The sequence below is a fragment of the Rhizobacter sp. P3_B12 genome, from assembly GCF_056402895.1.
This window is the reverse complement of sequence record NZ_JBFUGN010000076.1, coordinates 1-13,081: the sequence shown is the minus strand read 5'-3', so window position 1 is coordinate 13,081 and position 13,081 is coordinate 1. Positions and strand designations below refer to the sequence as shown.

Here is a 13,081-nt window from a genome sequence, read left to right as displayed (position 1 = left end):
GCAGTGTTGTCCGCAGCCAGACTGAACGAACCGTATGGTTTTCAGGCGCCTTTGCTTTGGTTACTTTCATTTGGCAAGACAAATGAAAGTGACTCGCCCGCCGGGGCGAGACCCGGCAGCAGCCTCACGCAGTGAGAAGAAGCCCCTCGCGCAGCGAGTCCCCGACCGGGAAGGTCAGCCCCGACCAACGAATGGCATCTGCGTCGCCATGACAGTCATGCTGAGCACATTGGCCTCCAGCGGCAGGCTCGCCATGTGCAGCAGCGCATTCGCCACATGCTGCACATCCATCCGCGGCTCCACCATCGTGCTGCCGTTGGCCTGCGGCACGCCGCGCGTCATGCGCTCGGTCATGTCGGTGGCCGCATTGCCGATGTCGATCTGCCCGACCGCGATGTTGAACGGCCGGCCGTCCAGCGAGCTGGCCTTCGTCAGCCCGCTGATCGCGTGCTTGGTCGCGGTGTACGGCGCCGAGAACGGCCGCGGCGCGTGCGCCGAGATCGAACCGTTGTTGACGATGCGCCCACCCTGCGGCGTCTGCGCCTTCATCAGGCGGAACGCCTCCTGCGTGCACAGGAAGGCGCCCGTCAGGTTCACGTCGACCACCGCCTTCCACTGCTCGTAGCTCAACTCCTCGATCGGCATCGCCGGCGTGCCGGCGCCGGCATTGTTGAACAGCAGGTCGAGCCGGCCGAAGCGCTCGCGGGTGGCAGCGAACAAGGCCTTCACCGACGCCGGATCCCCCACGTCGGTCGGCACCGCCAGCGCGTTCGCGGCCCGCTCGCCAGCCTGCGCCAGCGTCTGCTGCAGCGGCTCGGCGCGGCGGCCGGCCAGCACCACGCCCCAGCCCTCGTGCAGCAGCGCCAGCGCGCAGGCGCGGCCGATGCCGGTGCCGGCACCGGTGACAAGAGCGATCTTCGACGGCGCGGCGGCAGCATTCATGGCGACGGACTCCCGGTGTCGGTGTCTGCCGACGGCAACTCGAAGCTGTCGGCAAAGGTGAAGAACAGCGATGCGTAGAAGGCGCTCAGGATCATCAGCCAGACCGGCAGCATCAGCACCTTGCCGACTTCCAGCTGGCCGAGCAGCGACGACAACAGGCTCACCAGGATGACGGCCGCCAGCGCCGTGCCGAACCAGACGAGCATGTAGATGACGAAGGCGCCGCGGTTGCGCCAGCACGCCACCAGGCTGAAGAACAGCGCCTTCGACGCGCTCATGCCGCCCCAGTGCACGAGACCCGGCGCATGCCACCAGACCACGCTCAGCACCGAGCTCGACACGAACAGCACCAGCATGCCCAGCTGCAGGTGGCCGTCGGACAGCCGCGCGTCGAGCACCTCCGGCGGGGTGTTGGCGCTGTACAGCAACTGCTGCAGCTCGATCACGCGCGAGCCCGCGATGGCATAGGTCAGCAACCAGATCAGGAAGGCCGCCAGTGCATAGCCGGCATAGAGCCACAGCTGCGCGCGCCGGCGCGGCCCGTCGACGCGCAGCGGCGCGATGAACACCGTCGGCATCGGGGAGCGGCCGGCCAGCGTCAGGCGCGTGGCGATCATGAAGCCCAGCGACAGCAGCGGGAACGCCCCGAGCAGCAGGAAGGGCCCGAGCAGCGGAATGAAGGCGAGCATGAAGCTCGCGAACAGCGACAGGCCGAGCAGGCCGGAGTAGGCGAGCGGTCGCGTCGCGAAGGCGGCCACGCCCTGGCGCACCCAGAGGGCGCCGCGGCTCGCGGGAACATGCTTGAATTTCATCGGTCAGCCATCGGTCAGCCCATCGCCGGATGCCAGGCGTTCTCGACGCGCTGGCGCAGCACGCGCTCGAAGTGGGTCGGGTCATGGGCCTTCAGCACCGACGCATCGCGCGGCAGGTGCAGGTCCCACAGGCGGGAGATCCAGAAACGCAAGGCCGCGGCGCGCAGCAGCGCCGGCATCAGCCGCCGCTCGCTGGAACCGAGCGGCCGCACCGCGTCGTAGGCCTCGACGAAGGCGAGCGCGCGGTCTTCGGCCAGGCGGCCGGTGTCGAGGTCGATGCACCAGTCGTTCAGGCACACCGCGATGTCGAACAGCAGCGCATCGACGCCGGCGAAGTAGAAATCGAAGAAGCCGGTCAGCGCGTGGCCTTCGAACATCACGTTGTCGCGGAACAGGTCGGCATGGATCGGCCCGCGCGGCAGCGCCGCATAGGCCGGCGACGCCGCCACCTGCTGCTGGAACGCGAGCTCGGCCTCGATCAGCTCGCGCTGCGCATCGGTCAGGAAGGGCAGCACCACCGGCACCGTCTCGGCCCACCACGCGAGGCCGCGCAGGTTGGGCTRCTGGCGCGGGTAGTCGGCGCCGGCCAGGTGCATCTGTGCCATCGCCGCGCCGACGCTGCGGCAGTGCAGTTCGTCGGGTGCGAGCTGGTGGCTGCCGCGCAGGCGGTCGACCAGCGCGGCCGGCTTGCCGTCGATCTGGTGCAGGATCTCGCCGGCCGCGTCGGCCTGCGGCTCGGGCACCGCGATGCCGTGGCGCGCCAGGTGCTTCATCAGGTGCAGGTAGAACGGCAGCTGCTCGAAGCTCAGGCGCTCGAACACCGTCAGCACGTAGCGGCCCTGCGTGGTGTCGGCGAAGTAGTTGGTGTTCTCGATACCGGCCGCGATGCCCTTCAGCGCGGTCAGCTCGCCGATCTGCAGGCGGGCCACCAGCGCGGCGGCGGTGTCGAACGAGACCTCGGTGAAGACAGCCATCGGCCCGCTCAGAAGGCAAGGACCTGCCAGACCCGCTGGCCGGCGACGCCGCGCGAGCCATTGGGCGCCTGCGGCACGCCCTTGGCGGCGCTGTCCGGCAGGATCTCGTACTCGCCCTTCAGCGGGGCCTTGGTCTTGACCACGATGCGCTTGACCTCGCCGCGCACGCGCAGTTCCTCGATGCGCGAGCCTTCGTCTTCGTGCACCAAGTGGTCGACCTGCGGCTCGCCGGTGTCGAAGTTCTCGACCGGGGCCGGGATCGGCTTCGGCGCCGGAGCGGGCTCCGCATGGAGGGCGGGGGCGATCGACGACAACAAGGCCAGGCAGGCCAGCACGGGCAGCAGCTTCATGGGCGCATTGTAGGCAGCGCTGCCGCGCGCGCCCCGCGCCGGGGTCAACCATGGGCCCCGCCCCCGGCTCAGTCGGGCCGCACCCGCAGGAAGGTCGCAAAGCGCGGCAGGCCGCTCTCATGAAACCCGCGGTAACGGTAGGTCACGATCGCGCCGACCGGCGGCGGCTGGCGGCGCTCGGCATCCTTCAGCCCGCTGCCGAGCCGGAAGCGCCGGCCGTCGGGCATCTCGACCAGCAAGGCCCCGAGCTGGCCGGCGTACTTGCCTTCGCCCGGCAGGTGGCCGACGACGCGTGCCTCGGCGTCGTCCTGCGGCTTCAGCTTCAGCAGCGCATCGCTGCGGTCGCGCAGGTAGAGCGAGTCGCCGCGATGCAGCACCAGGCCCTCGCCGTTGACCGAGACGACACGGCGCATCAGCTTCAGCAGTTCGGCTTCATCCGCGGCCCGGCCATGCACCACCGCCTCGATCCACGAGGTGCCGACGGTCTTGACCAGGCGCTCGATCAGCGGCCGGCGGTGGTCGAAATCGCCCGGCTCGTCGGGCRGGTCGAACACCATGAAGCGCATCTCGCGCCACGCGGCGTCATCCGGCACCTCGGCGGCGACCGCCGACGCCGCCGCGGTGAAGCGGCCGCGGCCGGCCCACAGCTCGCCATCCATCGCGCGCTGCGGCCAGCCCGAGGTGAACCAGGCCGGCACGCGGATCGGATGGCCGTTGCGCGTCAGCAGGCGCTGGCCATCCCAGTAGCCGCGCACGCCGTCGTATTTCTCGCTGACCCAGTGCAGCGCGGGCTGGAAGGCGCCGGTGCGGTACGGCTGGGCCAGCATCATCGACGGCCTGCCGTGGCCGATCGCCGCGGCCTGCGCGGCAGCGGCCGGCGGCACGCCGGCATGGAGCGCGGCGACCAGCACGGTCAGCGCGATGGGTGGCAGCATGAGGAGCCTTTGCCGCTCACTGATTCTCGACCTTGGACGACTCACCAGACGAGGTGATGTCCTCCGGCAATTTGCCAGCCGAGTGCTCCCAACCCGGGATGAACGACCCCGGGGTGGTTGCGAGCATTTTCGCGTCCTCCATATTGAACCCCGCACGCAGGGCCGCCCCTATGCGCTGGTTGATGTCTCGATCGGCGCACCACGCCGCGTAAGGCATGGAGTCGTTCGGCGCGTATACCGGGAATTGGGATGCCCCCTCCCTGGCTTCGCGCACATCGTCCACCACCGTAGGGCGGTCGCCGGGCGACGACGACCTCGAGTCTGACGGTGTCATGGGGAAATTCGAGCTGGAAACGGATGGCGTCTGTGTCGGTCTCATGCGTGCTGGCTTCCATCAAGGGGTTGTTCGATTTCCATCGCACCGCCGCCGCGACGACGGGATGCCAGCCTGAGTAACCCGCTCCCCATGCCGAGTTCCATCGCATGCGCCATCCGCCACAATCGCCGGATGACCGACACCTCCACCACTGACGCCGGCACGCTGCTGCTGGTCGACGGCTCCAGCTACCTCTACCGCGCCTACCACGCGCTGCCCGACCTGCGCAGCGCCGAAGGCTTCCCGACCGGCGCGCTGCACGGCATGGTGGCCATGCTCAAGCGCGCCCTGATCGACGTGAAGGCCGGTCACGCGGCCTGCGTGTTCGATGCCAAGGGCAAGACCTTCCGCGACGACTGGTACCCCGAGTACAAGGCCCAGCGCGCGCCGATGCCCGAGCCGCTGGTGCAGCAGATCGAGCCGATCCACGAGGTGGTGAAGCTGCTCGGCTGGCCGGTGCTGATGGTGCCCGGCGTCGAGGCCGACGACGTGATCGGCACGCTGGCGCGGGTGGCGGCCGAGCGCGGCCACCGCGTCGTGATCTCCACCGGCGACAAGGACCTGGCGCAGCTCGTCAACGAGCGCGTGTCGCTGATCAACACGATGAGCAGCGAGAAGCTCGACGTGCCGGGCGTGATGGCCAAGTTCGGCGTGCCGCCGGAGCGCATCGTCGACTACCTGACGCTGATGGGCGACACCGTCGACAACGTGCCCGGCGTCGAGAAGGTCGGCCCGAAGACGGCCGCCAAATGGATCGCCGAGTACGGCTCGCTGCAGGGCGTGATGGACGCGGCGGCCGGCATCAAGGGCGTGGCCGGCGAGAACCTGCGCAAGGCCCTCGACTGGCTGCCGACCGGCCGCAAGCTGGTGACGGTGCGCGACGACTGCGAGCTGGCCGAGCACCTGGCCGGCTGGCCGGACCTGGCGGGGCTGGCGCTGAAGCCGACCGACAACGCCGCGCTGCTCGACTTCTATGGCCGCTACGGCTTCAAGAGCTGGAAGCGCGAGCTCGAAACGGCCGTGGCCGCGCCGCCGCCCGCGCCGCCGGTGAAGGCCTCCAGGCCGCCGAAGCCGCCGGCCGACAGCGCCACCGCCGACCTGTTCGGCGACGGCGCACCGGACGAACCCGCCGCCGACGCATCGACCGAACCGGCCTCCGACGGCCGCTACGACACCATCACCAGCTTCGAGGCGCTCGACGCCTGGATCGCTCGCCTGAAGGCCGCGCCGCTCGCGGCGTTCGACACCGAGACCGATTCGCTCGACCCGATGCGCGCGCAGCTGGTCGGCGTCTCGTTCGCGGTGCAGCCGGGCGAGGCGGCCTACGTGCCGCTGCGCCACGACTACGCCGATGCGCCGGAGCAGCTGCCGATCGACGAGGTGCTGGCGCGCCTGAAGCCCTGGCTCGAAGACGCCGCCGCGCCGAAGCTCGGCCAGAACATCAAGTACGACCTCCATGTGCTGCAGAACGCCGGTGTGATGGCGCGCGGCTTCGTGCACGACACGCTGCTGCAGAGCTACGTGCTGGAGGCGCACCGCCCGCACAGCCTGGAAAGCCTCGCCGAGCGCCACCTGGGCCGCAAGGGACTCAGCTACGAAGACCTGTGCGGCAAGGGCGTGAACCAGATCCCGTTCGCGCAGGTCGACGTGGCGCGCGCGGCGCGCTACTCGGGCGAGGACAGCGAGATGACGCTGCAGGTGCACCAGGCGCTGTGGCCGCAGATCCAGGCCGAGCCGGGGCTGCTGCGCGTCTACCAGGAGATCGAGATGCCGACGGCGATCGCGCTGCAGCAGATCGAGCGCAACGGCGTGCTGATCGATGCGCTGGTGCTGTCGGCACAGAGCCAGCAGCTGGGCGAGCGCATGGTGGCGCTGGAACAAGAGGCGCACGAGCTCGCCGGCCAGCCGTTCAACATGGGTTCGCCGAAGCAGATCGGCGAGATCCTGTTCACCAAGCTCGGGCTGCCGGTGATCAAGAAGACCGCGAGCGGCGCGCCGAGCACCGACGAAGAGGTGCTGGACAAGCTGGCCGAGGACTACCCGCTGCCGGCCAAGCTGCTGGAGCACCGCAGCCTCGCGAAGCTGAAGGGCACCTACACCGACAAGCTGCCGCTGATGGTGAACCCCGAGACGCACCGCGTGCACACCAACTATGCGCAGGCGGTGGCGGTGACGGGGCGGCTCGCGAGCACCGACCCGAACCTGCAGAACATCCCGATCCGCACGCCCGAGGGCCGGCGCGTGCGCGAGGCCTTCATCGCGCCGCCGGGGCATGTGATCCTGAGCGCCGACTACTCGCAGATCGAGCTGCGCATCATGGCCGACATCAGCGGCGACGCGAGCCTGCTGAAGGCCTTCGCCGAGGGCATGGACGTGCACCGCGCGACCGCGGCCGAGGTGTTCGGCACCGAGCCGGCGGCGGTCACGAGCGAGCAGCGGCGCTATGCGAAGACGATCAACTTCGGGCTGATCTACGGCATGGGCGCGTTCGGGCTGGCGTCGAGCCTGGGCATCGAGCGCAGTGCGGCGACCAACTACATCGAGCGGTATTTCGCGCGCTACCCGAGCGTGAAGGCCTACATGGACGAGACGCGGGCGTCGGCCAAGGACAAGGGCTATGTCGAGACGCTGTTCGGGCGGCGCATCTACCTGCCCGAGATCAACGGCGGCAGCGGCCCGCGGCGCGCCGGTGCCGAGCGGCAGGCGATCAATGCGCCGATGCAGGGCACGGCCGCCGACCTGATCAAGCTCGCGATGGTGGCGGTGCAGAACGTGCTGCTGGCCGAACAGCGCGCGACGAAGCTCGTGATGCAGGTGCATGACGAACTGGTGCTCGAGGTGCCGGAAGCCGAGCTCGAGTGGGTGAAGGCCGCGGTGCCGCGGCTGATGGCCGGCGTCGCGCAGCTGAAGGTGCCGCTGGTGGCGGAAGTCGGGATCGGGCGGAACTGGGACCAGGCGCATTGACACTCACCGTGCCATGCGCACATCGCTCCCCATCAACCTGAATGACCTGCTGCACCAGCGCACGATCGAAGGCGAGCGCATCGAATACAAGGCCGGCTGGAATCCCGACGCCACACTGCGCACGATCTGCGCCTTCGCCAACGACTTCGCGAACCTGGGCGGTGGGTATGTGGTGATCGGGCAGGACTGCGATGCGCATGGGCGTCCGGTGTTCCCGCCGCTGGGCGTCGCCGAAGACCGGATCGACAAGATCCAGCAGGAATTGCTGGCGGCCTGCCAACTGATCCAGCCGCCCTACTTCCCGGTCTTGAGCGTGGAGACAGTAGAAGGACGCGCGCTGATCGTGCTTCACGCGCCAGGGGGCATGAACCGTCCGTACAAGGCGCCGGCATCGATCTCGACCAGGCACAAGAGCTGGCACTACTACATCCGCCGCTACAGCAGCACCGTCGAAGCGAAAGGCACCGCCGAGCACGAGTTGTTGAGCCTGGCCGCCAACGTCCCCTGGGACGACCGGCTGGCTCAGCCGGCTTGCTTGCCCGACCTGTCTCCGGTGCTGATGCAGGAGCATCTGCGCGAGGTGCACAGCGCGCTGGCCGACGAGGCTTCGCTGATGTCGCTCGACGCCTTGGGGCGGCAGATGAATGTCGTGGGAGGATCGAGTGAGTCGCCAAGGCCCAAGAACGTGGGCCTGCTGTTCTTCAACGAGGCGCCCGACCGCTTCTTCCCATGCACGCAGATCGACGTGGTCTGGTTTCCTGATGGTGCCGGCGGCGACCGCTTCGAAGAGAAAGTGTTCACGGGCCCGCTGGGACGCATGACTCGCGAGGCATTGGGCTACATCGAGCGCAACTACCTCTATGAAACAGTCTTGAAGCACTCCGACCGGGCCGAGGCCACCCGGGTCTGGAATTTTCCGTATGCCGCGGTCGAGGAGGCGCTCGTCAACGCCGTGTATCACCGCGCCTACGACGAGCGCGAGCCGATCGAGGTGCGCATCGGCCGGGACGAACTGGCGATCCTGAGTTTCCCAGGCCCGGATCGCTCCATCCGTTTGGCCGACTTCGTGGCAGGTCGCGCGGTGAGCCGCCGCTACCGCAATCGACGCATCGGCGAGTTTTTGAAAGAACTGGAATTGACCGAGGGACGCAGCACCGGCGTGCCCAAGATCCTGAGAGCGATGGCCGCCAACGGATCTCCACCACCGCTGTTCGAGACGGATGACGACCGAACGGCCTACCTGATCCGGCTGCCCGTCCACCCGTCGGCCCGTGCTCCCGAACCGCCATCGGACGAAGGCTCACAAGTCACCGGGCAAGTCACCGGGCAAGTCACCGGGCAAGTTGCACCGGAAGTGGAACGCCTGCTGACCGTGCTGGTCGGCGAGATGTCGAGGCAGGCACTTCAGCAGGCGCTGGGCTTGAAGCATCGGGATCATTTCAAAGCCGCATACCTGGGCCCTGCGCTGGTGGCTACGCTCGTCGAGATGACACATCCGGACGTTCCTCGCAGCAGCAAGCAACGCTATCGCCTGACTGACGCAGGGCGCCTCGTACTGCGCACCAAGAGTTCGACATAGCCCACGAAAAAGGGGCCGCAGGCATCACGCCCGCGGCCCCTTCCCTCTTCTGGCCAGCACCGGCCACCTCCGTGGCCGTTCCTCCCTGATCAGCCGAGTTCCGGCAAGCCCGTCAGGTAACCGACGGCCGAACCGAACTTGTCCTTGTAGTTCGCCTTGACCAGCGGCTCCAGGTCCACCTTCACCACGTCGTGCAGGCCCTTGATCCACTCACCGGCGTGCTGGAAGTTGCTCATGATGTAGGTCCAGCCGTTGATGTCGTCGACCGCGTGCAGGCCGGTCGATTCACCACCCGCCGGCACCGACAGGATGCGCGACAGCTTCTTCGTGTCGACGTTGTAGGCCCACAGGAAGTTGTTGACGTGCGTGGCGCTGTCCTCGCCGATGAACAGCGTGCGCATCTTCTCGGAGAACTTGATGTTGTCCGGATTGCCGATCTTCTCGGGGTTGGAGAGATTACCCAGGCCATCGGCCGCGATGTCCTCACCGACGATCAGCGCCTTGGTCTGCACCGGCACCCACTCGCTGTCGATCGCCGCGCCCGCGGTGTCCTTCTGGCCGCCGGCCAGCGTGTGCGCCAGGATGCCGCCGGCCACCAGCTTCTTGTCGAGGCTCACGCCCATCTCTTCGCGCCAGGCCGCGTCGCCCTTCACCATCGACGCCTGGATGTTCTGCAGCGCCGAGTAGCCGATCTTGTCCTTCGCGTTGACGGTCGTGCCTTCCATCTTCGTGAAGACCATGCTCGCGCCCTTCAGGTTGGCGTAGCGGTGCGTCTCGAGGAAGGCCGCGGCCTTCTCCATCCCCGGCACCAGCTTGACCCAGTTGGCCTTGCCGTCGCAGAAGATCTTCGTGTACGTCGCGTCAGCCGGGTCGGTCTTGCTGACGGCCATGATGTCCGACGGCTTCAGCGTGTTGGCGAGAACCTCCACGTCGGCGCTGGTCGCRTGGCCGAGGTTGATCCAGGTGAGCGGCGCGCCCGCGGCGGCCGGGTCGATCGAGAAGCCGGCGCCGACCTTAGCAACGTACAGCGTGCCGGCCGACAGGTCCTTCGCCTTGTCGGCGACGAACATGAAGAAGCCGCCGTTCGTGTAGTCGTCACCCATGATCGCGGTGCGCTGGTCGGGCATCACCTGGATCAGTTCGTGCGAGATGCGGCCCAGGCAGTAGTGCTTCTTGATCGTGCCGGTGCCGTCCGGGTTCACCGTCACTTCGGGCAGGTGGCCGTAGTGGTACGGGTTGGCCTTGGTCTGGTCGCCGAAGGTGTTCTTGCTGAACGCCAGGAACTGCGCCGTCGTGCTGGCGAACGGCGCATCGGGCTCGTACTCCTCGCTCGACAGGTGCGTGCCCCACGGCGACAGGCTCGCGCCGCAGGTGATCCACAGGCCGTGCACCGACGAGGTGTCGACGTTGTGGTACTTCACCAGCGTCAGCTTGCCGGTGGCCTGGTCCTGGTCGAGCGTGAGCACCGCGATCGGCGACGGCAGCGTGCCGTAGGTGCTGACACCGTCCTGGCCGGCGGTCGTGTACTCGAACTGCACGACGGCGAACACCGCCTTGCCCTTGATACCGGGCACGGTCGGGTTCGGCACGGTCAGCAGCGAGCTGCCGTCCGGCGAGTCGGAGAAGAACTGGCGCTCGCTGCCGACCTTCGAGTTGTCCATGATCTTCTCGCCGGCCATGTTGACATAGCCGCCCGCGAGGATGGTGCCGCCCTTGCCGTCCGGCACCATGTCGCCGGTGACGAAGAAGGGCTCGTACTTCAGCGCGAAGGTCTGCTTGCTGCCGTCGCTGTAGGTGGCGACCAGCTTGGAGCCGACCGTGGTGGTGGCCATCGCGGCTTTCTCGGTCTGGAGCGGCGCGGCCATCGCGGTGAACTCGACCGAGGTCACGGTGGCAGCCGGTGCCGCCGGCGCCGGGCCGTCGTCACCACCGCCGCAGGCCGCCAGCAGGCCGGCGAATGCGGTGGAACTCGTCATCGGCAGCAGCGGGGCCCCGGACAACAGCTTCAGGAGACGGCGACGCGCGTCGACGGTTGGGTGGCTCATCAGGCTTCCTTGGAGAGTGAGGGTGGCACGTCACCGCGCGTGGCGGGTCGTGTCGAGGTGTGTCTTGGCGTGCGGCAGGTTAAGCAGGCACCATGAAAGCGGCGTGACAAGCGCATGACGGCACCATGACGCCTCGAAACACCTTGCGCGGCAGCCCGGAAGGCCCGTCGCGCGCTTGCGTTCATACTGTCGCCCGACCACCAAAACTCGGAGAAGCCTTGGCATGAGCAAGATCCACTTCATCGGCGGCGAAAAGGGCGGCGTCGGCAAGTCGCTGATGGCACGGGTGCTGGCCCAGTACCTGATCGACCGTCAGATGCCCTTCATCGGCTTCGACACCGACCGCTCGCACGGTGCGCTGATGCGCTTCTATGCCGGCTACGCATCGCCGGTGCTGGTGGACCGCTACGAGGCGCTCGACGCGATCGTCGAGGCCGCGGTGGACCAGCCCGACCGCCGCGTGCTGGTCGACCTGGCCGCCCAGACGCACGACCCGCTGGTGCGCTGGATGGACGAATCGGGCGTGCTGAACCTGCTCGACGAGACGAACTCGCAGGTGCACTACTGGCACGTGATGGACGCCGGCAAGGATTCGGTCGACCTGCTGAAGAAGCTGCTCGACCGCTTCGGCCCGAGCTTCAAGTACGTGCTGGTGCGCAACCACATCCGCGGCAGCGACTTCTCGGTGCTGGAGCAATCGGGCGAGCAGGCCCGCGCGCTGTCGTTCGGCGCCAAGGTGGTGACGATGCGCAAGCTGCACGACACCGTGATCCAGAAGATCGATGCGGCGAGCATCAGCTTCTGGAATGCCCGCGAAGGCGACAACGACGCGACGCTGGGGTTGATGGACCGCCAGCGCCTGAAGATGTGGATGCGCGACGTGTACCGCGAAGTGGACGACGTCGAGGTGTGACCCGTAGCCCGGATGCCAATCCGGGTTCGTCGCCATCGCCCCACCCGGATTGCCATCCGGGCTACTTCGTTCCCTTGGTCGCCGCCTGGGCGATCTTGAAGAACACGTCGGTGTTGTCCATCACGCCGCTGAACAGCGAGGCCCCGCGGCCCAGCGCCGACAGTGGCACGTCGGTGGCGGTGTGCACCGCCTGGTCGCCCGGCACCTGCCCGGTCACCAGGAAGCCCGCCCCCTGGTTGCGCACGCTCGGGTTCGCCGGGTAGCCGCTCTGCGGCGCCTTGCCGACGAAGGGCTGCTGCGAATCCTGCGTCGGCGTCGCGTTGGCCAGCCAGCTCTCGTAGCGGTCGGCGTTTGCGCCGTAGCCGATCAGCATCTTGAAGTCGACATCGGTGCTCTGCGGGTAGCCGTCGGCGGCGATTCCGTACTTCGGGAACTTCGCGGCCTGGTAGACGCCGACCACCGGGTCGCGCAGCGTCGCGGCGCTCGGCGCGCTGGCGCCCTCGGCCGGTGCGGCGGCGGCGCGGATCGCGGCCACCGGCTTGGTCGACGCGCCGATGATCGCGGCGCCCGAGCACTCGTGGTCGGCCGTCACGATGACCAGCGTGTCCGGGTGCTTCGCGGCGAAGTCCTTCGCCACCTGCACAGCGCGGTCGAACTCGATCACCTCCAGCAGCCAGCGGTCGGTGTCCATCAGGTGCGCCTGCTTGTCGATCGACGCGCCCTCGATCAGCGCGACGAAGCCGTTCTTCTGGCGCGACAGCACCTGCAGCGCCGTCTCGGCCATCTCGTCGAGCATCGGCTGGTCGGGGAAGCCGTAGTCGTCGACGATGGTCGACACGCCGCGGCGCTTGTTGATCTTGTCGAACGCGACGTTCATGTTCGAGTACGAGAACAGCCCGAGCAGCTTGTCGGCGCCGGCCGCCGCGGCCAGCCCGAGGCGGTCGGGCGCATAGGCGAAGCCGGCGCCCTGGAAGTCGGCGATCAGGTCGCGCGCCGGGTCCTTCGCGCCCACTGCCGCGCCCCAGCCGGCCACCAGGTCCGACGGCAGCACGTAGTCGGACTTCGCGTCGCGCTGCGAGCCATTGACGGCCTGGCCGTTGCGCGAGCCGTCGGCCTTCAGCGCATCGCCGTTCGGCAGGAACCACTTGCGCCCGCCGCCCATCAGCACCGACAGGCCGGTCAGCCCGCGGT

The 13,081-nt window shown here is 68.3% G+C and carries 11 protein-coding genes; 3 read left to right on the top strand and 8 right to left on the bottom strand.

Translation table 11 applies throughout. The annotated features are described in order from the left end of the window. Positions 1-174: 174 nt before the first annotated feature. The 6 genes from AC1D01_RS06895 to AC1D01_RS06870 all read right to left on the bottom strand — a co-directional run bounded on the left by AC1D01_RS06895 (position 175) and on the right by AC1D01_RS06870 (position 4,296). Positions 175-942 carry an SDR family oxidoreductase gene (locus AC1D01_RS06895; protein ID WP_477865324.1) on the bottom strand — a complete coding sequence of 256 codons (768 nt, stop codon included), beginning with the start codon at positions 940-942 and terminating at the stop codon, positions 175-177. Beyond that, positions 939-1,754, bottom strand: coding sequence for a BPSS1780 family membrane protein (locus tag AC1D01_RS06890; RefSeq protein ID WP_477865323.1), 816 nt, complete (start codon positions 1,752-1,754; stop codon positions 939-941). The genes AC1D01_RS06895 and AC1D01_RS06890 overlap by 4 nt, the downstream gene beginning before the upstream one ends. A gap of 14 nt (positions 1,755-1,768) precedes the next feature. Beyond that, positions 1,769-2,728 (bottom strand): homoserine kinase, encoded by a 960-nt coding sequence (locus AC1D01_RS06885; RefSeq protein ID WP_477865322.1) that lies wholly within the window; start codon positions 2,726-2,728, stop codon positions 1,769-1,771. 8 nt (positions 2,729-2,736) lie between these two features. Beyond that, a complete protein-coding gene (locus tag AC1D01_RS06880; RefSeq protein WP_477865321.1) occupies positions 2,737-3,078 on the bottom strand; it encodes a hypothetical protein in 342 nt (113 codons plus the stop codon). A 68-nt stretch (positions 3,079-3,146) separates the two neighbouring features. Then, positions 3,147-4,013 carry a DNA ligase gene (locus AC1D01_RS06875; protein ID WP_477865320.1) on the bottom strand — a complete coding sequence of 289 codons (867 nt, stop codon included), beginning with the start codon at positions 4,011-4,013 and terminating at the stop codon, positions 3,147-3,149. A 16-nt stretch (positions 4,014-4,029) separates the two neighbouring features. Further along, on the bottom strand, positions 4,030-4,296 hold the full coding sequence (locus tag AC1D01_RS06870; RefSeq protein WP_477865319.1) for a hypothetical protein: 267 nt from the start codon (positions 4,294-4,296) through the stop codon (positions 4,030-4,032). Positions 4,297-4,521: 225 nt separating this feature from the next. On the opposite strand from AC1D01_RS06870, the gene polA reads away from it, so the two are divergent. Continuing rightward, the gene (gene polA / locus AC1D01_RS06865; RefSeq protein WP_477865318.1) at positions 4,522-7,353 is read left to right on the top strand and encodes a DNA polymerase I; all 2,832 of its coding nucleotides are present in this window, start codon (positions 4,522-4,524) and stop codon (positions 7,351-7,353) included. A gap of 13 nt (positions 7,354-7,366) precedes the next feature. After that, positions 7,367-8,932 (top strand): RNA/DNA-binding domain-containing protein, encoded by a 1,566-nt coding sequence (locus AC1D01_RS06860; RefSeq protein ID WP_477865317.1) that lies wholly within the window; start codon positions 7,367-7,369, stop codon positions 8,930-8,932. An 89-nt stretch (positions 8,933-9,021) separates the two neighbouring features. On the opposite strand, the gene AC1D01_RS06855 is transcribed toward AC1D01_RS06860, so the two are convergent. Then, positions 9,022-10,977: a PhoX family protein gene (locus tag AC1D01_RS06855; RefSeq protein WP_477865316.1), complete on the bottom strand. Its 1,956-nt coding sequence runs from the start codon at positions 10,975-10,977 to the stop codon at positions 9,022-9,024. A 223-nt stretch (positions 10,978-11,200) separates the two neighbouring features. Between AC1D01_RS06855 and AC1D01_RS06850 the strand changes: the two genes are divergently transcribed. Next, a complete protein-coding gene (locus AC1D01_RS06850) occupies positions 11,201-11,890 on the top strand; it encodes a P-loop NTPase family protein (RefSeq protein WP_047509600.1) in 690 nt (229 codons plus the stop codon). 61 nt (positions 11,891-11,951) lie between these two features. On the opposite strand, the gene AC1D01_RS06845 is transcribed toward AC1D01_RS06850, so the two are convergent. Next, positions 11,952-13,081: alkaline phosphatase (locus AC1D01_RS06845; RefSeq protein WP_477865315.1), on the bottom strand; the 1,130-nt coding region annotated here is incomplete at its 5' end.

Coding starts and splice junctions, on each gene's coding strand:
- AC1D01_RS06850 (WP_047509600.1), top strand. CDS start 11,201: ATGAGCAAGATCCACTTCATCGGCGGCGAAAAGGGCGGCGTCGGCAAG.
- polA (WP_477865318.1), top strand. CDS start 4,522: ATGACCGACACCTCCACCACTGACGCCGGCACGCTGCTGCTGGTCGAC.
- AC1D01_RS06890 (WP_477865323.1), bottom strand. CDS start 1,754: ATGAAATTCAAGCATGTTCCCGCGAGCCGCGGCGCCCTCTGGGTGCGC.
- AC1D01_RS06880 (WP_477865321.1), bottom strand. CDS start 3,078: ATGAAGCTGCTGCCCGTGCTGGCCTGCCTGGCCTTGTTGTCGTCGATC.
- AC1D01_RS06860 (WP_477865317.1), top strand. CDS start 7,367: ATGCGCACATCGCTCCCCATCAACCTGAATGACCTGCTGCACCAGCGC.
- AC1D01_RS06895 (WP_477865324.1), bottom strand. CDS start 942: ATGAATGCTGCCGCCGCGCCGTCGAAGATCGCTCTTGTCACCGGTGCC.